Consider the following 19,462-nt stretch of genomic DNA (forward strand, 5'->3'; position numbering starts at 1 on the left):
AGTTAAAATAATTGTAATTGCTCAAACTTGTCTTTCTTTTCATATTTTTTTAAATAGCTGAATATCGCCTGATTATCATGAACAATTCCATATTGCTGACATCTTTGATAAAACATATTCATCAATCCTTCATTATTTAAACTAGTGACCTCATAACGATTTCCATATATTCGCTGATGTTTTTCTTTCAAACCGGGAAGTAAACGATCTAACTGTTGATAAAAATACTCACGATTACCTTCACGTAAAGTTAAACCCATCGAAAAACAAATAATCCCATATACCTTAGTCTCATTACAATAATCTAATATCGTTTGCAGATTTTCTTTTGTATCATTGATAAAAGGTAAGATTGGCGATAACCAGACTACGGTTGGAATTCCAGCCTCATTTAACTTTTTTAATACCGCAAAGCGTTCTTTAGTGGTACAAACATATGGTTCTAACTGACGACACAAAGCTTCGTCAGTGGTTGTTAAAGTCATTTGAACTACGCATTTTGTTTTTTAATTAATCGTTTTTAATAAATCCAGATCCCGTAAAACCAGATTCGATTTAGTCGTTAAAGTAAAACCAAAATCATATTGATACGCTAATTTTAAAGCTTGTCTTACATAACATAAACGCCTTTCAATTGGCATATAGGGATCGCTCATGGCTCCCGTGGATATCATGCCCTTTTTCCGTTTGTTTCTTAAAGTTTCTACAAATAACTTCAGTGCATTAGCTTTAATTTCAATATCTTCAAAATCATGATCCATCGAATAACACTTGCTTCTAGCATCACAATAAATACAGCCATGTAAACAGCGCCGATAAATATTCATATTATTATCAGATGATAGTATTCTCTTTACATCTTTATAATACATTCATTATCCCTCATTTATCTTTTTATATAAAAAAGCAAAACAGTCGATACTGACTATTTTGCTTAAATGGTTACTTTTCAGCTTTTTTCTTTTTACTTGGTAAAATTAAAGACAAAATCAATGATACCACAAAGACACCAGCTACAGCATTACCATTGAAAATTTCACCAACTACTGATGGAAATGCCGCAAAGAAATTACTTGAAGTTTGGGTTACTCCAACCCCAATACAAAAAGCTAAAGAAACGATGATCATTGTTCGTTCATCAAATTCATTATCTTTCAACATCTTGATTCCTTCATACATAATTGAACCAAACATCATTACGGTACAACCACCTAAAACTGCTTGTGGCAAGGAATTAAAAAAGGCTCCTAATGGTGGAAATAAAGAAGCTAAAATCAAGATCAAAGCTCCCATTAAAATTGTAAAGCGATTAATAACCTGAGTCATCGTAACTAAGCCAACATTTTGGCTAAATGATGTCAATGGTAAACATCCAAAACATCCAGAAATAGCACTAGAAAAACCATCAACTGCCAAAGATCCTTGTAATTCCTCAATTTTAATATCACGATTTAATGCACCAGTACAGACCGCTGTTGTAGCACCAGTAGTTTCAGCAGCTGAAACTAAAAAGACAATTGCAATTGTAAAGAAAGCACCTAAATCAAAAACTGGCATATGTCCAGTAAAAAAGACTAATTTTGGAATTGAAAAAACACCTACTTGATCTATTGTCGTTGAAATTGTAGAAAAATCAATCATTGGTGCAATTCCGGTAACTGTAAAAATAATTGAAATTAAATACCCACAAACTAGACCGACCAAAATATTTAAATTTTTATAAATTCCTTTAAGTAAATAGCGTGACACTAAACAGATAATTAAAGTAATCGTACCAACTAGTAAATGATACCAGGCACCAAAATCATTAACACCTGAGCCACCACCCCAAGAATCCATACCAACTGATAATAATGATAGCCCAATGGCAATAACCACGCAGGCTGAAACAACTGGTGTTAAAAAACGTTTCCAATATTTAGCACTTAGACCAACTAATCCTTCAAAAATACCACCTAGGATAACCGCTCCAACCATTCCTTCATAACCTAGTTCTGGATTAGTTCCAATAACTAATAAACTACCTAAGAATGTAAAGCTAACCCCCATAACTATCGGCAGTTTAGAACCGATTTTCCAAATTGGATATAATTGCATACAAGTACCAATTCCTGCTGCAAACATTGCACATTGCAACAAAGAAGTAATTTCCGCTGAAGTTAAATGTTCACCCGTATGACGAACCACAACGGCACCACAAACTATCATTACCGGTGCCAAGTTAGCAACAAACATTGCTAAAACATGCTGCAAACCAAATGGGATCGCTTTTTTTAAGGGTACCCGACCATTTAGCTTATAGATATTTTCCTCGCTAACCGATGAAACTTTCGCTTCCTTATCAATAGCCATAACTTTGTCCTCCCTTTTATTTATTTAAAAAACGACAAAATTTTACCATACAATCATCGAAATTTCTACTGCTCAAGACAATTTATTTATAAAACTGTCAGCTTATGGTATAATTTAAAAAACTACAATTATGATAAAGGAGCTAAAAATGAAACGTGAAGAAACAAGAGCGATTAAAGTAGGAAACCTGACTATCGGTGGTAATAATAAAGTCATCATTCAATCTATGACTAATACTAAAACTCATGATGTTATGGCTACGGTTAAACAAATCAAGGAATTACAGGCAGCTGGCTGTCAATTAGTACGACTGGCAGTTCTTGATAAACGTGATGCTTTAGCTATTAAAGAAATTAAATCACAAGTAGATGTTCCTTTAGTTGCTGACATTCATTTTGATTATCGTTTGGCCTTAATGGCAATTGAAGCAGGAATTGATAAAATCAGAATCAATCCCGGAAATATCGGATCGATTGATAAAGTCAAACAAGTAGTAAATGCTTGTAAAGAACATCAGATTCCGATTCGTATTGGAGTTAATGGTGGTTCACTAGAAAAAGATATTCTAGAAAAATATGGTAAGCCAACCGCTGCTGGAATGATCGAAAGTGCTAAAAAACACGTTGACATCTTGGAACAGTTAGATTTTCATGATATCTGCATTTCATTAAAATCATCCAACACTTTACTGACGATTGAAGCTTATCAACTAGCCAGCGAAACCTTTGATTATCCTCTACATTTAGGAGTCACTGAAGCGGGGACTAAATTAGGGGGAACCATTAAGTCAAGTCTCGGTATTGGAACTTTATTATATCAAGGAATCGGTAATACCATTCGGGTTTCTTTAAGCGATAGTCCCGTTGAAGAAATAAAAGTTGCCAAAACGTTGTTAAAAGAATTAGAATTGATTGATAATGTTCCTACTTTAGTATCCTGTCCAACTTGTGGCCGGATCCAATATGATTTGATACCGGTTGCTAAAGAAATTGAAGATTTTTTAAATACGATCAACGCTGATATTACCGTTGCTATCATGGGATGCGCTGTCAATGGTCCTGGTGAAGCCAAACATGCTGATATTGGTATTGCCGGTGGCGTCAATGAAGGATTGTTAATTAAAAAAGGGGAAATTATTCGCAAGGTTAAACAAAGTGACATGGTTGCCGAATTGAAAAAAGAAATTTTAGCGATGATCAAGTAGTACTTAGTACTACTTTTTTTATTTGGGCATATAGTATTAATAGGAGGTTGATTTGATGAAAAATAGTTACCGTAATTTATTTGATTTGAATTTTAAAGAATTTAAAAAGTTAATTTATAGTCAAAATATTGATATTGATAGTGATCAGCTGCTGATTATTTATAATTTAATTCAAAATAATCGCTATGCCCTAATTGATAGTCATTATAATGAAGTTTTATATAATTATATAAGTGAAAAGACAAGTGTCGCCACTTGTCTTAAAATCAAACAATTTATCAGTAACTATCCCACTGGTTTTAAATTAGGATTGAATGTTTGAATTCTAAACATTTCAATCTCTTCTTTGTATGGGGCTACCTTATCAATGTATGGTGTTTCTAATATTTTAGGAACATCTTTTAATTTTTCATGATGAACTATTTTGTTTAAAGTTTCAAAACCGATCTTTCCATAACCAATATTTTCATGCCGGTCTTTATGAGCTCCCCTTTCATTTTTTGAATCATTTATATGGACAACCAATAAACGATCAAGTCCAATTTTTTGATCCAATTCCGTTAAAATATCATCAAATTTCGTTAAATCATAACCGGCATCATGAATATGGCAAGTATCTAAACAAAAGCCTAAACATTCATTATTATCAACATGATTAAAAATATAAGCTAATTCATCAAAATTGCGGCCACATTCACTACCTTTACCAGCCATCGTTTCCAAAGCAATTTTGACATTACCACAATTTTTAGTTGCTTCATTTAGCCCTTTAACTATTTGCTTTAAGCCAGCTTCACTTCCTGCTTTAACATGGGAACCTGGATGCAAAACTAATATAGAAGTGCCGATTTTTTGACAACGTTCGATTTCAGCTTTTAAAAAGCTGACTGCCAATTCAAATGTTTCTGGTTTAATAGTATTAGCTAAATTAATGATATATGGGGCATGAACAACAACATTATTAATATCAATGTTATTTTCTGCCATTAATTGTTTAGCTTCAGCAACTTTTAATTGTTCAACTGGTTTACGAGCGGTGTTTTGAGGCGCTCCAGTATAAAACATAAAAGTATTAGCTCCATATGACAAAGCTTCCTTAACGGAACCTAATAACATATCTTTGCCTGACATTGAAACATGACTACCAATAATCATTAATCTTCCTCTTCCTTTCTTTTAGCAATTTGAGCCGCTCTCGCTCTTTCTTTTTTCTGACGACGAATATCATTTTGAATAATCTGTCGTTTTTGTTTTCGAACTAACTGTTCAATCTCTCTTTTCCGTTTTTTCTTATACCCCGGTTTAACTTTTTTAGGACGACGAACAATTTTTTGAATTTCTTTTTCTAATTCAGTTGGTTGCTTAACTCGTTTTGTTCGTTTTAGTCTCTCCCCCAAATCAACAAACTGATTATTTTTAATTCCCATGTTTTTGAAAACAATGCCACGTTTTTCTAAAATCTTCAAATTATCTTCATCACTTGTATCATAGAAACTATAACAGATACCAGTATATTTACCACGGCCACAACGACCACTACGATGAATATAAAATTTAGGATCTCGCGGTAATTCAAAATTAATTACATGTGAAGCACCATCGATATCGATTCCCCGAGCGGCAATATCAGTGGCTACAATGTATTGATATTCGTTATTAGCAATTCTGCGCATCATCTGTTTTCTTTCACGAGGCTCTAAATTACCATGAATTTCACCAACTTTTAAGCCTTCTTCACGTAAGTTTCTGGCAATTTTAGCTACCTGTTCACGGGTATTAGCAAAAATCAAACAGATATAAGGATCTATTAAAGAAATAACTTTTTTTAACATTTCAAAACGATCTTGGTGCTTAGTTGCCAATAAGATGTTTTCAACATTTTTACTGGTAATTTCATCACTATCAATTTCTACTAATGCTGGTGATTTAAGATATTTCTTTAAAAACGGACGCATTACTTGCGGAATCGTCGCTGAAAATACTAAAAGCTGTAAATTATCTTTCATTTTCCCAGCCACAGCATCAATATCTTCTAAATAGCCAAATTCAAAAGTCATATCCGCTTCATCAATAACCATGATATCCGCTGTTGTAATTTTTAAAGCTTGTTCACCTAAAGATAAATCCTTAATTCTTCCCGGTGTCCCAATAACAATATGGGGCTGGGTATTTAGTTTTTGAATTGTCTTTTGACGATCGCTACCACCAATAATCAAAGATACTCGTAAATCTGGACAATACTTTTCAAACATGCGAGCATTATGATAGATTTGTTGTGCCAACTCTCTAGTTGGTGCCGTGATAACCGCTTGAACAATATCTTTGGAACAATCTATTTTATCAACAATCGGTAATAAAAAAGCATGAGTCTTTCCGGTTCCTGTTTGTGATATTCCGATTACATCTTGATTCTTTTTAATTAAAGGAATTACTCGTTCTTGAATTTCAGTTGGTTTAACAAAACCTAGTTCATCAATCACTTGATAACAATAATCAGCTAAACCAAATTGCTTAAATGTACTCATTTTAAAACATTCCTCCTTTTTTAGTCAATTAATTTTATCATAACAAAATAAAAAAGCAACCATTATAATTTTCTTTAGACACAAAATCCAAAAAAGTGCATAAAATATCATGAAGGAGGGATAAAAATGCACCCATTTTACGATGAAAATTACTATTTCAACGACTTTAACCCTCAAATGTATCCCTATGGACAATTCCCGGTTGACCGTAAAGTCAGATTGAAACAAAACCTGCATAAATCACTACATTATGCCTCAAGAACTATTTACACTATTAATCAAATTATTCCCCTAATCTATCAAATTCGTCCATTAGTCAATAACACTAAAAATGCTTTTAAAGTTATCCATGCCATCAATCATTTAAATGATATCGATTTTGATGAAGTTGAAAATAGTATCACCCCTATCGATGATAAAAATGATGCTCAAGATAATGACGTCACCTTTGAAAATATGTTAGAATAGTTTCGAGGTGATATTATGAAAGTATATCCAATCAGTCCTAGAGGATATTGTAAAGGTGTAGTCAGAGCAATCCAAATGGCAAAAAAACAAGCTCATAAAGACAATGTCTATATTTTAGGGATGATTGTTCATAATCAATATATTGTTGAGGCATTAGAAAAATTAGGAATCAAAACTATTGATCAAAAAGGAGCTACTAGACTAGAATTGCTAGACCAAGTCGATCATGGAACGATTATCATTACTGCTCATGGTGTTGATGAACAGGTAAAAAATAAAGCTTTAGCTAAGGGATTAGAGGTTATTGATGCTACTTGTTTAGATGTAATTAAAACGCATGATCTAATTAAAGATTATTTAAATAAAAATTATGAGGTTTTATATATTGGTAAAAGTGGTCATCCTGAATCAGAAGGCTCTTTAGCAATTGATCCCAAGCATATTCATTTAATCGAAAATAAAGAAGATCTAAAAAAATTAAATCCCGATTTAAGATATGTCATTACTAATCAAACAACTATGTCACTTTATGATGTCTATAATTTATGTAACGAAGCTAAAAAACGGTTACCAGATTTAGAAATTGCCAAAGAGACCTGTCAGGCGACTACTGTTCGTCAGAAAGCAATTTCTAATTTACCTGATGATGTTGATATTGTCTTTATTGTTGGCGATCCTCATTCAAACAATACCAAAAAACTAGCTAAAATTGCTAGTGAAAAGGCCCAACAAGATACGTATATGATTGAAAGTGTCAATGATATTAAAATTGAATATTTAAAAAATAAACAAGTCGCTGCCGTTAGTTCTGGAGCTTCAACTCCAACCTATTTAACTAACCAGGTAATTGAATATTTGAAACAGTTTGATTATCATGATCAAACAACCCATTTAAAACCTCAATTAGATATGAATAAAATAATTTAATAGTACTAAACGGAGAACAAATTATGGATAAGAAAATAATATTTTTTGATATTGATGGAACGTTAGTCGCAGGAGTTGATGGTATTGAATATGTTCCCGAATCAACTAAAAAAGCAATTGCATTAACTCGGGCTAAAGGTAATTTGGCTTATTTATGTACGGGACGCAGCAAAGCTGAAATTTATGATTTTATCTTAGAGTGTGGATTTGATGGCGTTATTGGTGCTGGTGGTGGTTATGTTGAAATTGGTAATCAGATGCTTTATCATAAAAAAGTTACTAAAGAAGCTGTTAATCATATGGTTGATTATTTTGAAGCCAATAATTTTGATTATTACGTTGAAAGCAACGGAGGCCTTTTTGCCAGCAAGAATTTGGTTAGTCATCTAGAACGAATTATTTATGGTGATATTGATCATGATCCTGCAGCCAGAGCCAGACGGGATAAAAAAGATAATCATTTTATCAATGCGATGATTGAAGGGCAAAACTTAAGACGCGATGATATTAATAAAGCCTGTTTCTTAGAAAATCCGGCTATTGCTTTTGATGATATCATTACTGAGTTTAAAGATGAATTTAATGTCATTCACTGTACGGTTCCGATGTTTGGAAAAGATAGTGGTGAACTATCAGTGCCTAACATTCATAAAGCTAATGCCATCGAAACATTGATCAACTATCTTCAAATTGATCGTAAAAACACTTATGCTTTTGGCGATGGCATCAATGATAAAGAGATGCTGGAATATGTTAATGTTGGTATTGCAATGGGGAATGCTGTTGACGAATTAAAAGAAGTTGCTGATGAAGTAACTGGTGATATTGATCGAGATGGTATTTATAATGCCATGAAAAAACATGATTTAATTTAAAAAAAGCTGAGCAAGTCATTAATTTGACGTTGCTCAGCCTTTTTAATAATATTGAAAATAGTCCTGACTATTAGCACTAATAGCTTTAATATCTAATTGATTTAAAATATCGGTTACTTTTTCTTCCATGATTACTTCTACATGATGCGGAACATCAATTAAAACCATATCATGATCTAAAGCAAATTTAGCATGACGATGTTTACTATCACCAGTAATATAGGCATCAACTCGATCAACTAACTGCTCTAAATCATCAGCACCACTACCACCACAAATGGCAATTGTAGTTATCATTTTTTCTTTACCAGCTAATCGAACTGGAACATTAAACAATTCTTTGATTTTAGCAACTAGTTCACTAGTTAAACAAGGACTTTTTAAAGTTGCCATTTTCCCAACTTCTAATTCATCATAACAATGAACATTAGTAACATCTAAGGCATTGATTAGCCAATCGTTCATGGAAACCCCCTTTTGCCCTCGATCAAGACAAGTATGCAAACTATACACTAAAATATTATGTTTAAATGCCAATTCAATAAATTTACCATGGTGATTACGAGTATCTAAATTAGTTACTTCTTCTAACCAAAAAGGATGATGGGTAACTAACATTTGACAATCATTATCAATTGCCTGTTGTAAACTTACAACATCAGCATTTAAAGCGACCATAACTTTGGAAACAGATTGATTGACATCACCACATTGAACACCACATTTGTCCCAAGACATCTGTAGTTCTAAAGGAAAATAAGATTCTAAATACTCAATTATTTCAATTCCTTTCATGTAGTACCTCCTCAATCATTTTTAATTTATCACTAATCTCATGGTAACGAGGATGATCGTGTGGTAACGTATTTTGGATTTTTTGATAAACATCATATTGTTTTTGCCATTTTTCTTTAAATAACGATCCTTGATTATTAATTAAAATTGGACCGAATTCTGCGTCTTTACTTGTATAAGTAATTGCCTTATTTTTTCGCCAGGTTACGACCATTACTTCATATATATGATTGGCATCTTTAACCATCTTTTCATCAATGATGATCCAATCATTAGAAAACAAATATTTTCTTAAATGATCAGTATTAGAATTAGCCTGCAAAAATAAGACATCGACTTTTCGTAAATAATCACGATGTTTATCAAGGATCTCGCTAATTAAATACGCCCCCATACCACTAATACTTATCATATCAACTTTACGATCAAGAATTGGGTCTAATCCATCACCTAATAATGGAAAGACCTGTTCTTCCAGCCCTTCTTGTTTAATCGTTTCTTTGGCTGATTCCAGCGGCCCTTTAGCAACATCACAGGCATAGGCACAGCTAATTACCTTATTACTAACCAAATAACAAGGCAAATAGCCATGATCACTGCCAATATCCGCTAAAATACATCCTTGTTTATATTTACTAATCACATCAGCGATTAGTTGTAATCTTTTTGATAGTTTCATCTTAACGATCCAAGAAGTCTTTTAATCGTTTAGAACGTGAAGGGTGTTTTAGTTTTCGCAACGCTTTAGCTTCAATTTGACGAATTCTTTCACGAGTTACACTAAACTCTTTTCCTACTTCTTCAAGCGTTCTCGTACGACCATCATCAAGACCAAAACGTAAACGTAATACTTTTTCTTCACGATCAGTTAATTCTAATAAGACCTCGTTTAATTCATCTTTTAACAACTCATTAGCGGCATAGTCATCAGGCGACATTGCTCCTTCATCTTCAATGAAATCTCCTAAATGAGAATCATCTTCTTCCCCAATTGGAGTTTCCAATGATACTGGCTCTAAAGAAATCTTTTGAATTTCTCGAACTTTTTCAGGTGACATACCGTCAACTCGTTCAGCAATTTCTTCAGCTGTTGGTTCTCTTCCTAATTCTTGAATCAATTGACGTTGGATTCTTGTCAATTTATTAATTGTTTCTACCATATGAACCGGAATACGGATAGTACGAGCCTGGTCAGCAATAGCTCGAGTAATGGCCTGACGAATCCACCATGTTGCATAAGTTGAAAATTTGAATCCCTTAGTATAATCAAATTTTTCCACCGCTTTAATCAGACCCATATTACCTTCTTGGATCAAATCCAAAAATAACATTCCTCGTCCTACATATCTTTTAGCAATTGAAACAACAAGACGTAAATTGGCAGCAGCTAATTGCTTCTTAGCTTCTTCATCACCTTTTAAAATTCTTTTAGCTAATTCAATTTCTTCATCATGAGTCAATAACTCAACGCGACCAATTTCCTTTAAATACATCTTAACTGGATCATTGATCTTGACATTGCTTCCTAATTGATTTTGATCCATTTCAGCATCAGATTCAGCAACTTGATACATATGAATAGTATCACCAGTCATCATATCAAAATCACCAGCAAAATCTAAATCTGGTGTATCATCATCAAGTCCTAGATCTTCATCAAGACCTAAATCATCATCCATATCAATTTCATTAGGAACTCCAGCTAATAAAACATCATCTTCAACATCTAGATCATCTAGACCATCATCAGAAATAATAATATCATTATCACTAATAAAATCTAATAAATCTTCAGCCATTTCATCACTTAGATCATAAGTTGACAAATAATTATCAATTTGATCTTGTGTTAAAACGCCATTTCCTTTTTTAGCATCATTTAAAACAATATTTTTAACATCATCAAATGATACTGCTGCTACATTCTTTTTCTTCATATATTACTCCTTATCTTTTAAAGCTATGATTTCCTTTAAAATCTGAGCTTTTTGTTGCGGATCAAAGGTATTACTTAAAGCTTCAGTCAATTCCTTTTTACGCATTACTACAGTTTCATCTTTAATCACATTAATATAATCATTTATTGCCTGCATGTCGATTTCTTTAGGCAAATTCAATTGTGAAATCTCGATAATATTTTGAACCAGATTTTCATCTTCAATACCATCGATAAAATCAGCTATTTCCAAAATCGGTTTTTGTCGATAATAATCGACAATATAAGAAGCCAGCAAACGATATGTATCATCAACCATAAATCCAGCTTTAGCAACATATGTCATTGCGACATTTTTATCAAGCAACATATAATATAATAAATCCCGTTGAGCCTGATCATATTTATTTAATAATTTTTCATTTCGCTTAACTACTGGAATTTCTCTTACTGGCTTGCTTTGTTTAACTAATTGCATAGTATTTTGATAAATAAGCTGTTCAATAACATTTTTAGAAAAACCAGATTTTTTTTCTAATTTATGGACATAATAATCTTGATCAACAATATCATCAAGTTCACTAATATCTTTTGCAACCATTTCCAAATAATGCTTACGTTCTTCGTAATTTTCCATATTAGTTATGTCATAATAATAATCCATCTTAAAATCTAAAGCCGACAATGGATTTTTAATTAACTCTTGCAGTGAAGCAACGCCTTGTTTATTTAAAAATTCATCAGGGTCAAGACCATCAGGTAAAGCAATTACTTTAACTTTAAAGCCAGCTTTAAGCAATGTTTCCATACACTTGATCATAGCATTACGACCAGCTCGATCTCCATCTAAACATAGATAAATCGTTCGTGTTAATCGTTTTAACAGGCGTAAATGCCCGGACGTTAAAGCTGTACCCATAATTGCCAGCACATTTTTAATCCCGGCTTTATAATAAGCAATCACATCCATAAATCCTTCGGTTATGATAACATATCCCGCTTGACGAACCGATTCTCCAACTCGATGATAGTTATAAAGCGTATCACCTTTAATAAAAATAGCTGATTCTGGAGAATTCATATATTTGGATTCATTTTGACTCGATTGAAAAATACGGCCACTAAAACCAACTACCCGCCCTAACGAATCATGTAAAGGAAACATAATTCGGTTTGAAAAGCGGTCATAACCAGGTCCCGATTCAATAATTAAACCCGATTCATACATTTTGATTCGATCAAAATTCATCTTTTCAAAAGCTTTTAATAATACCTGGTTAGCTGGGGCATAGCCAATTTCAAAAGTCTCGATGATTTCATCACTTATTTGTCGATTAGTCAAATAATCTTTAGCTTCCAGTCCTAATTTAGTTGTTAAATAATGCCGATAGATTTTATTTGCCTCATCATGCATTAAATAAAGCGGTTCTAATTTAGAATCAACATGTTCAACCCGACTTTCCAGATTATACTGACTAATATCAACATTTCCTAATTGCGCGACCATCTTTACCGCATCAATATAGGAAATTTTTAAATAATCTTTTAAAAAGCCAAAAACATTGCCAGCATGGTCACAAACAAAACATTTATATATTTGCCGTTCCGGTGAAATTGACAGTGACGGATTAGTATCATCATGAAAAGGACAAATCGCTAAATAATTGCGACCCCGCTTATATAATGGCAAATAATTTCCAATAACATCGACAATATCCACACTTTGACGAATTTCAGTAATTTTTTCTGGCGAAAGTCTTGGCATCAAATCATCTCCTTATTAAAAGATTAATTTTTGATTTAAATAATCGACTAATTGATCAATTGGCAAACGAATTTGTTCCATACTATCACGATCACGAATAGTTACCGTATTATCATTGATAGTATCAAAATCAACAGTAATACAATAAGGGGTACCAATTGCATCTTGACGACGATAACGTTTTCCAATTTGACCAGCAACATCATATTCACAGCTAAAATATTTAGATAATAATTGATAAACTTCTTCAGCTTTAGCACTTTGCTTTTTAGTTAACGGTAAAACTGCAGCTTTATATGGAGCAATGCAAGGATGTAAATGCATAACTACACGAGTGTCGCCACCTTCTAATGTTTCTTCATCATAACTATCACATAAAACTGATAAGAAAAGACGATCAGCACCTACTGAAGGTTCAATTACATATGGAATATACTTTTCATTAGTAGTTGGATCTAAATATTCCATTGATTTATTTGAATAATTTTGATGTTGGGTTAGATCATAGTCAGTACGATCAGCGATTCCCCATAACTCACCCCATCCAAATGGGAAATTATATTCAACATCACAAGTAGCTTTAGAATAGAAAGCTAATTCTTCTTTTTCATGATCTCTAAATCTTAGATTTTCTTTACTTAAACCTAAATCGAATAAGAAATTCTGACAATATTCTTTCCAATATTTAAACCACTCTAAATCAGTCCCTGGTTTACAGAAAAATTCTAACTCCATTTGTTCAAACTCACGAGTTCTAAAAATAAAGTTACCAGGAGTAATTTCATTTCTAAAAGCTTTACCGATTTGACCAATTCCAAATGGAACTTTTTTTCTAGTCGTTCTTTGAATATTTTTGAAATTGACAAAAATACCTTGGGCAGTTTCGGGACGTAAATAAACTACTGATTTATCATCTTCAACAACACCCATCCGTGTTTCAAACATTAATTTAAACTGACGAACATCTGTAAAATTGCTTTTTCCACAATTTGGACAAACAATATGATGTTCTTTAATATAATTAACAGTCTCTTCACTAGACCAACCTTCACTATGAACATTTGGATCATAAGATTCAATTAGTTTATCGGCACGATGTCTTGTTTTACATTCTTTACAGTCAATCAACGGATCAGAAAAACCGCTGACATGCCCACTAGCTTCCCAAACTTTAGGATTCATAAAAATTGCTGAATCTAATCCAACATTATATGGTGATTGTTGGATAAAACGTTTCCACCATAACTGTTTGATATTATTTTTCATTTCAACACCAACAGGACCATAATCCCAAGTGTTAGCTAAACCATCATAAATTTGAGATCCCTGGTAAACAAATCCCATTGTTTTAGCGTGATTAACTAATTTTTCCATATCTTTAGCTGCCATAATATAATATTCTCCTTTTTTATATAAATAATGAAAAGACTTGAACACAGTCAAGTCTATTATTGGCATTAATCATATATTTATAATTTTTCATGCACATATAAAATACCCTTATAGTAGTTGTTTGTCAACAAACTATAAGGGTACTAGACAAAGGTCCGTGCATTCAACCAGTCTAAAATATCTTGATAAACTTCTAAACGTTGGCTGTCATGTAAGATATCACCATGACTATCATTATATATTTTTATTTCTAGATCCTTTTGCCCTTGAGCCTTCAAATGATCATATAACCATTTAGGACCCATTCCAAAATTACCAAAAGGATCTTTTTTTCCTGATAAAATTAACACCGAAACATAATCAGGAATTTTTTTTATATTTTCTTGATTAGATACATCTTTGATCAATTCAAAAAACTGCTGATAAGCATTGTTGGTATAAATAAAATTAGTAAAAGGATCATCAAGATATTGCTGCATTTCCCGCTTATCATCAGTTATATAGAAGCTATCTCTATTTTTTGAAACAATTCGATTAATGAGATTTCTTTGAATCGTACGGGAGCGATGCATTTTTCCTTTAACTAAACTATCACCAAAGACAAACAACCTAGCCAAGTTATTAAAATGCCTTTTGCCACAAGTACCCATGATAATAGCACCTTGAACAAAATCACCATAACGTGCCAAATACTGGCGCAATACCAATGATCCAAACTGATTACCAATAATAAAATATGGAAGATCTGGATAACGCGCTGCCATAATATTTCTTAAGCGCTGCATATCTGATACAAGTGTTTCCGTTGCATCACCAACTCCAAAATAACCTTGTTCAAAATTATATAATGATGTCCCATGGCCAGGAAAATCACTGACAATAACCACAAATCCTTCATGAGCCAAATATTCTGCAAAACGTTGATAACGTCCTGAATGTTCTGACAAAGCATGATGAATCTGGACAATTGCTTTATAACGAATCATTACCGTTGGCAAATAAATATCAAATTTGACATGTGTTGCCGTTGTTGAAGTATACGTCTCCGTCGATTTCATAACCCATAATTCCCCCTCTTGACCTTTAACCATATTATATACACAATTAACCAAAAAATAAACAAATTCCAAAAAAGTTCACTTAAAACGCTTACATTTTTTACCTGTCTTTTATTTTTTAACATTTCTAAACAAATTTAGCAATATACAATCAATTCCAATTAATGATAATTGACTTTTAACAAATAAACCAATACCAACATTACACATATGCCATCCCCCTGGTTTCATTGTGTTATTTTAACAATAAGTATATTATATTAATAACTCTTTTGATCAATATTTTCAAATGATTAAAAAATAATCGATATCCAAAGATACCGATTATTTTGATTTATTTACAAGCAATAACTTCTACTTCAATTAAAGCGCCTTTAGGTAAACTTCCAACTTCTACCGCACTTCTTGCAGGGAATGGTTCTACAAAATATGTAGCATAGATTTCGTTTACAGTATTGAAATCAGCCATGTTATCTAAAAATACTGTTGTTTTAATAACATTAGAAAAATCTAATCCTTGACTTTCCAATAATCCTTGAACATTTTTTAATGCCTGATGAGCTTGAGCTTCAATTCCTTCTGGCATATTACCAGTTTCAGGATCTAGCGGAATTTGTCCAGAAAAGAAATACATATCACCAACATTGATTCCTTGACTATATGGTCCAATTGCACCAGGTGCTTTATCTGTTTTAACTACATTTTTCATTTTTCTATTCTCCTTTAAATTCTTTTTCTAATCTTTCTAATGCTGCTTGTAAGACTTTAGTTGGTGTAGCGATGTTTACTCGTTCAAAACCTTGACCTTCATCACCAAATACATAACCTTCATCTAAATACAAATCAGCATTGATCATCTTTTGTTCCAATTCTTGATAAGTTAAGCCATAAGCTCTAAAGTCTAACCAGACTAAATATGTTCCTTCTAATGGCAATACTTTAACTTTAGGTAATTTCTTATTAATAAAATCGACAACAAGTAAATAATTTTGATAAATCAATTCTTTAAACTCTTTTAACCAGGCGTCACCTTTAGTATATGCCAATCTTGTAGCTTCAAAAGAAATCGTATTTAAAGTATGGAAACCTTTTTTAGCTTGTTGTGCTACAAATTTTTCTTTTAACTCTGGATTTTTGATAATAATATTTGATCCTTGTAATCCAGCAATATTAAAGCTTTTACTTGGAGCAGTACAAGTTACAGTAATATTTTCAATTTCCTCACTGATTGTTGCAATTGGAGTATGTTGATGCCCTGGCATTGTTAGATCTTCATGAATTTCATCACTTAAGATAGTAACATTATTTTCTAAACAAATTTGACCTAATTTTGTAAGTTCATCTTTAGTCCATACTCGTCCTACTGGATTATGAGGACTACATAAAATAAGTAAAGTATTTTCTGGTTGTTTAGCTACTTGTTCAAACTTATCAAAATCAATTTCATAATGATTATTTTCATTGATCAATGGACATTTTACCAGTTTACGACCATTGTTTTCAATTGCTTTATAAAATGGATAATATACTGGTGTAAAAATAATTACCCCGTCACTTTCTTTAGTGAAAGCAGCTACCCCATCACCTAAAGCAGGCACGATTCCATTAGAAACAACGATCCAGTCTTTTTCAATATGATAATTATATTTATCTTGCATCCAATCAATTACAGATTGATAATATTCATCTTTAGCCACTGTATATCCAAAGATAGGATCATTTTGAAGAAATTCAATCAATCCTGCTTGAATTTCCGGAGCTAGTTTAAAATCAACATCAGCTACTGATAATGGAACAATATCATCACCAACATCTGATTTAATTTCCTTCATTCCTTCCCATTTACTAGAACCCTTATTACTACGGTTAACTAATGTTTCAAAATCATATTTCATAACTTACCTCCATTACACCCATATAGTTAAGGTGCTTAACTATAGTATACTATAACATTAAATAATTGCAACAAAAACCCTTAAAATGATTCCTGCAAATCTTTAAAAAATTCTTGATTTAATGCTTTTTGAACTTTTAGATAAGTTTGAATTTCGGCATCACTCAATTCTTGTAAATCATCCAAATATCGCTGATAGATCGTTTGATCTAATTTTTCATGTAATTTAATAATTGATTCGCTGGTGTCTGTCAAAAAAAGATTATATTCACGATTATTATTAGGATTTTTTATTCGCGTAATTAATTCTTTTTGTTCTAATTTTTTTAATATTTGACTACTGGCACTCAATGTTTTATTTAATTCCTTAGCAATCTTAGTAGCTGTTATCCCAGGAATTCGACCAATTATTTCTAGAGTTTGCGTTTCCACTGGATAAAGCATCATTCCATTGAAAAGACGGGGTTTATTGGCATACTCCTGCATGATATCAAACCCTTCATCAACAGTTGCAACTACTTCCATTAATAATTTCATATCCATACTGCTATCCCTCCAGCAAATTAATTTTAACAAATCTAATTATTAGTTGCAAATAAGCACAAATAAAAAGCAATAAAGTTGACGAAAATGGTTTAAACGGTTAAAATTATTGTGATATTAAAAATATCGATTTTCAATTAGGAGGAAAAGTAAAATGGCAAAATTTGTATGTACAGTATGTGGTTATGTTTATGAAGGAGATGCTGCTCCTGCAGAATGTCCAGTTTGTCATGTAGGTGCTGACAAGTTCAAAAAAGTTGAAGGTGAAATGACTCTTGCAGCTGAACATGAATATGGAATCTATGCAAAAACAGTAAAAAATAATCCTGATATTTCTGAAGAAGATAAAAAATATATCTTTGATCAATTAAAAGCTAACTTCGAAGGTGAATGTTCAGAAGTTGGTATGTATTTATGCATGGCTAGAATTGCTCATAGAGAAGGTTATCCAGAAATCGGTTTATATTGGGAAAAAGCTGCTTATGAAGAAGCAGAACATGCATCTAAATTTGCAGAATTATTAGGTGAAGACTTAGAACCAAACATGAAAGCTACTACTAAAGATAACTTAGCTTGGCGTGTTGATTGCGAATTTGGAGCAACAGCTGGTAAAGTTGAATTAGCTACATGTGCTAAGAAAAACAACTTAGATGCTATCCATGATACAGTTCATGAAATGGCTCGTGATGAAGCTAGACATGGTAAAGCTCTTAAAGGATTATTAGACAGATATTTTGGTGATAAATAATCATAATAGCAAAAACAAAGTATGGAAATCCCATACTTTGTTTCTTTTATTTATAATCAAATTTAAAACTTTGATAATAATGTTAATATTGAATTTTATAATTAATCTTTTTATCTACATTCAATTAACAAGTTATAAATATCATCTGATGTTAATGGATGAGCATTAGTTGTAATAATATCACAAGTATTTGCTACTGTTTTAGCAACGCTATCACTTAATTCATATCCTAACTCACTAAATGTTAATGGCAAATTAGCTTCTTTAATTAAACTGACTAAAGCGTCTAGTCCTTTTTTGGCAAGTTCTAATTCATCATCTGAATCATTATTGATACCCATAACTTCTTTTCCAAATATAGCAAATTTTTTAGCATCATATGGATACAAAATTTTATAATAATGAGGTAAAATAACAGCTAATTGTTTGCCATGAGTTTGATGTGAGTAAGCACCTAGACAGTTTTCAATACAATGGCATTGGAAATTACCCGGTTTACCAATATTAAATAAAAACGTTTGAACAAGTGATGCATCCCACATTAGATTAGAACGAATTTCCAATGTATCGTTACCATTAATCAATTCTTCCATGTTTTTTACAATATTTCTCATTAATCCAAGATTCATATCATCACTAACATTAAATCCAGTTCCAAAATAAGTTTCTAAACAATGAGTTAAACTATCAAAGACTCCTGGCATAAATACACTCAATGGAACAGACATAATATAATCAGGATTTAAACATACAAACTTCGCATATGGCCCAACAAAAGTTTTCTTTTGATTTAACTTTTCATAACATACAGCACCTAAATTATCCATTTCTGCTCCAGCTCCAGATAAAGTTAAAACTACACCAAAATCAGCCATATCTTCTGGTACTTGACCCTTTTCAATTTCCATTTGCCAAATATCTTCATCAATTTTAGCACCAGCTGCAATGACTTTACAACAGTCGACTACTGATCCACCACC

Annotated in this window: 21 protein-coding genes; 6 read left to right on the plus strand and 15 right to left on the minus strand. The window is 32.2% G+C overall.

What is annotated here, in order from left to right; translation table 11 throughout:
- Nucleotides 1-2: 2 nt before the first annotated feature.
- The 3 genes from Q0K54_RS00340 to Q0K54_RS00350 form a co-directional block, all read right to left on the minus strand.
- Entirely contained in the window at nt 3-485 is a 483-nt protein-coding gene (locus tag Q0K54_RS00340) for a hypothetical protein (RefSeq protein ID WP_294577740.1), read from the minus strand.
- A 21-nt stretch (nt 486-506) separates the two neighbouring features.
- Complete coding sequence (locus Q0K54_RS00345; protein ID WP_294577743.1) at nt 507-872, minus strand: hypothetical protein; 366 nt, start codon at nt 870-872, stop codon at nt 507-509.
- Between the two features lie 70 nt (nt 873-942).
- A complete protein-coding gene (locus Q0K54_RS00350) occupies nt 943-2,352 on the minus strand; it encodes a uracil-xanthine permease family protein (RefSeq protein ID WP_294577746.1) in 1,410 nt (469 codons plus the stop codon).
- A gap of 130 nt (nt 2,353-2,482) precedes the next feature.
- Between Q0K54_RS00350 and ispG the strand changes: the two genes are divergently transcribed.
- Both ispG and Q0K54_RS00360 read left to right on the plus strand, forming a co-directional pair.
- Entirely contained in the window at nt 2,483-3,556 is a 1,074-nt protein-coding gene (ispG, locus tag Q0K54_RS00355) for a flavodoxin-dependent (E)-4-hydroxy-3-methylbut-2-enyl-diphosphate synthase (protein WP_294577749.1), read from the plus strand.
- Nucleotides 3,557-3,611: 55 nt separating this feature from the next.
- The gene (locus Q0K54_RS00360; RefSeq protein ID WP_294577753.1) at nt 3,612-3,878 is read left to right on the plus strand and encodes a hypothetical protein; all 267 of its coding nucleotides are present in this window, start codon (nt 3,612-3,614) and stop codon (nt 3,876-3,878) included.
- Here the strand turns inward: Q0K54_RS00360 and Q0K54_RS00365 are convergent.
- Together Q0K54_RS00365 and Q0K54_RS00370 are read right to left on the minus strand one after the other, a co-directional pair.
- Complete coding sequence (locus Q0K54_RS00365; RefSeq protein WP_294577756.1) at nt 3,842-4,711, minus strand: deoxyribonuclease IV; 870 nt, start codon at nt 4,709-4,711, stop codon at nt 3,842-3,844. The genes Q0K54_RS00360 and Q0K54_RS00365 overlap by 37 nt on opposite strands.
- Nucleotides 4,711-6,081, minus strand: coding sequence for a DEAD/DEAH box helicase (locus tag Q0K54_RS00370; RefSeq protein WP_294577758.1), 1,371 nt, complete (start codon nt 6,079-6,081; stop codon nt 4,711-4,713). Before Q0K54_RS00370 ends, Q0K54_RS00365 begins: the two co-directional genes overlap by 1 nt.
- Before the next feature lie 126 nt (nt 6,082-6,207).
- Here Q0K54_RS00370 and Q0K54_RS00375 point away from each other — a divergent pair, with 126 nt between their 5' ends.
- From Q0K54_RS00375 to Q0K54_RS00385, 3 genes are read left to right on the plus strand one after another with little or no spacing between them, the layout of a single operon-like run.
- Nucleotides 6,208-6,549, plus strand: a complete 342-nt coding sequence (locus Q0K54_RS00375; RefSeq protein ID WP_294577760.1) for a hypothetical protein — start codon at nt 6,208-6,210, stop codon at nt 6,547-6,549.
- A gap of 15 nt (nt 6,550-6,564) precedes the next feature.
- The gene (locus Q0K54_RS00380; protein WP_294577762.1) at nt 6,565-7,476 is read left to right on the plus strand and encodes a 4-hydroxy-3-methylbut-2-enyl diphosphate reductase; all 912 of its coding nucleotides are present in this window, start codon (nt 6,565-6,567) and stop codon (nt 7,474-7,476) included.
- A 23-nt stretch (nt 7,477-7,499) separates the two neighbouring features.
- Nucleotides 7,500-8,351, plus strand: a complete 852-nt coding sequence (locus Q0K54_RS00385; protein WP_294577764.1) for a Cof-type HAD-IIB family hydrolase — start codon at nt 7,500-7,502, stop codon at nt 8,349-8,351.
- A 42-nt stretch (nt 8,352-8,393) separates the two neighbouring features.
- On the opposite strand, the gene Q0K54_RS00390 is transcribed toward Q0K54_RS00385, so the two are convergent.
- The 9 genes from Q0K54_RS00390 to Q0K54_RS00430 form a co-directional block, all read right to left on the minus strand.
- Nucleotides 8,394-9,146, minus strand: a complete 753-nt coding sequence (locus Q0K54_RS00390) for a Nif3-like dinuclear metal center hexameric protein (protein WP_294577767.1) — start codon at nt 9,144-9,146, stop codon at nt 8,394-8,396.
- Complete coding sequence (locus Q0K54_RS00395; protein WP_294577770.1) at nt 9,133-9,825, minus strand: class I SAM-dependent methyltransferase; 693 nt, start codon at nt 9,823-9,825, stop codon at nt 9,133-9,135. Before Q0K54_RS00395 ends, Q0K54_RS00390 begins: the two co-directional genes overlap by 14 nt.
- Before the next feature lies 1 nt (nt 9,826).
- Nucleotides 9,827-11,083: an RNA polymerase sigma factor RpoD gene (gene rpoD / locus Q0K54_RS00400; RefSeq protein WP_294577772.1), complete on the minus strand. Its 1,257-nt coding sequence runs from the start codon at nt 11,081-11,083 to the stop codon at nt 9,827-9,829.
- Nucleotides 11,084-11,086: 3 nt separating this feature from the next.
- A complete protein-coding gene (gene dnaG, locus Q0K54_RS00405) occupies nt 11,087-12,847 on the minus strand; it encodes a DNA primase (RefSeq protein WP_294577775.1) in 1,761 nt (586 codons plus the stop codon).
- Nucleotides 12,848-12,862: 15 nt separating this feature from the next.
- Nucleotides 12,863-14,236: a glycine--tRNA ligase gene (locus Q0K54_RS00410; RefSeq protein WP_294577777.1), complete on the minus strand. Its 1,374-nt coding sequence runs from the start codon at nt 14,234-14,236 to the stop codon at nt 12,863-12,865.
- Nucleotides 14,237-14,382: 146 nt separating this feature from the next.
- Nucleotides 14,383-15,297: an alpha/beta fold hydrolase gene (locus Q0K54_RS00415; RefSeq protein ID WP_294577781.1), complete on the minus strand. Its 915-nt coding sequence runs from the start codon at nt 15,295-15,297 to the stop codon at nt 14,383-14,385.
- Between the two features lie 334 nt (nt 15,298-15,631).
- On the minus strand, nt 15,632-16,006 hold the full coding sequence (locus Q0K54_RS00420; protein ID WP_294577784.1) for a RidA family protein: 375 nt from the start codon (nt 16,004-16,006) through the stop codon (nt 15,632-15,634).
- A gap of 4 nt (nt 16,007-16,010) precedes the next feature.
- Nucleotides 16,011-17,192: a MalY/PatB family protein gene (locus Q0K54_RS00425; RefSeq protein WP_294577787.1), complete on the minus strand. Its 1,182-nt coding sequence runs from the start codon at nt 17,190-17,192 to the stop codon at nt 16,011-16,013.
- Between the two features lie 80 nt (nt 17,193-17,272).
- Nucleotides 17,273-17,734, minus strand: coding sequence for a MarR family transcriptional regulator (locus tag Q0K54_RS00430; RefSeq protein ID WP_294577789.1), 462 nt, complete (start codon nt 17,732-17,734; stop codon nt 17,273-17,275).
- Between the two features lie 154 nt (nt 17,735-17,888).
- Here Q0K54_RS00430 and Q0K54_RS00435 point away from each other — a divergent pair, with 154 nt between their 5' ends.
- Nucleotides 17,889-18,482 (plus strand): rubredoxin-like domain-containing protein, encoded by a 594-nt coding sequence (locus Q0K54_RS00435; RefSeq protein ID WP_294577792.1) that lies wholly within the window; start codon nt 17,889-17,891, stop codon nt 18,480-18,482.
- Between the two features lie 110 nt (nt 18,483-18,592).
- On the opposite strand, the gene Q0K54_RS00440 is transcribed toward Q0K54_RS00435, so the two are convergent.
- A partial coding sequence (locus Q0K54_RS00440) for an iron-containing alcohol dehydrogenase (protein ID WP_294577794.1) occupies nt 18,593-19,462 on the minus strand: 870 nt, incomplete at its 5' end.

The sequence above is a fragment of the uncultured Thomasclavelia sp. genome (genome assembly GCF_944324745.1).
Lineage (GTDB): Bacteria > Bacillota_I > Bacilli_A > Erysipelotrichales > Coprobacillaceae > Thomasclavelia.

Bases quoted from the DNA above. Each gene is read 5' to 3' on its own strand.
- Q0K54_RS00340 (WP_294577740.1), bottom strand. From the start codon at position 485: ATGACTTTAACAACCACTGACGAAGCTTTGTGTCGTCAGTTAGAACCA.
- Q0K54_RS00345 (WP_294577743.1), bottom strand. From the start codon at position 872: ATGTATTATAAAGATGTAAAGAGAATACTATCATCTGATAATAATATG.
- Q0K54_RS00350 (WP_294577746.1), bottom strand. From the start codon at position 2,352: ATGGCTATTGATAAGGAAGCGAAAGTTTCATCGGTTAGCGAGGAAAAT.
- ispG (WP_294577749.1), top strand. From the start codon at position 2,483: ATGATAAAGGAGCTAAAAATGAAACGTGAAGAAACAAGAGCGATTAAA.
- Q0K54_RS00360 (WP_294577753.1), top strand. From the start codon at position 3,612: ATGAAAAATAGTTACCGTAATTTATTTGATTTGAATTTTAAAGAATTT.
- Q0K54_RS00365 (WP_294577756.1), bottom strand. From the start codon at position 4,711: ATGATTATTGGTAGTCATGTTTCAATGTCAGGCAAAGATATGTTATTA.
- Q0K54_RS00370 (WP_294577758.1), bottom strand. From the start codon at position 6,081: ATGAGTACATTTAAGCAATTTGGTTTAGCTGATTATTGTTATCAAGTG.
- Q0K54_RS00375 (WP_294577760.1), top strand. From the start codon at position 6,208: ATGCACCCATTTTACGATGAAAATTACTATTTCAACGACTTTAACCCT.
- Q0K54_RS00380 (WP_294577762.1), top strand. From the start codon at position 6,565: ATGAAAGTATATCCAATCAGTCCTAGAGGATATTGTAAAGGTGTAGTC.
- Q0K54_RS00385 (WP_294577764.1), top strand. From the start codon at position 7,500: ATGGATAAGAAAATAATATTTTTTGATATTGATGGAACGTTAGTCGCA.
- Q0K54_RS00390 (WP_294577767.1), bottom strand. From the start codon at position 9,146: ATGAAAGGAATTGAAATAATTGAGTATTTAGAATCTTATTTTCCTTTA.
- Q0K54_RS00395 (WP_294577770.1), bottom strand. From the start codon at position 9,825: ATGAAACTATCAAAAAGATTACAACTAATCGCTGATGTGATTAGTAAA.
- rpoD (WP_294577772.1), bottom strand. From the start codon at position 11,083: ATGAAGAAAAAGAATGTAGCAGCAGTATCATTTGATGATGTTAAAAAT.
- dnaG (WP_294577775.1), bottom strand. From the start codon at position 12,847: ATGCCAAGACTTTCGCCAGAAAAAATTACTGAAATTCGTCAAAGTGTG.
- Q0K54_RS00410 (WP_294577777.1), bottom strand. From the start codon at position 14,236: ATGGCAGCTAAAGATATGGAAAAATTAGTTAATCACGCTAAAACAATG.
- Q0K54_RS00415 (WP_294577781.1), bottom strand. From the start codon at position 15,297: ATGAAATCGACGGAGACGTATACTTCAACAACGGCAACACATGTCAAA.
- Q0K54_RS00420 (WP_294577784.1), bottom strand. From the start codon at position 16,006: ATGAAAAATGTAGTTAAAACAGATAAAGCACCTGGTGCAATTGGACCA.
- Q0K54_RS00425 (WP_294577787.1), bottom strand. From the start codon at position 17,192: ATGAAATATGATTTTGAAACATTAGTTAACCGTAGTAATAAGGGTTCT.
- Q0K54_RS00430 (WP_294577789.1), bottom strand. From the start codon at position 17,734: ATGGATATGAAATTATTAATGGAAGTAGTTGCAACTGTTGATGAAGGG.
- Q0K54_RS00435 (WP_294577792.1), top strand. From the start codon at position 17,889: ATGGCAAAATTTGTATGTACAGTATGTGGTTATGTTTATGAAGGAGAT.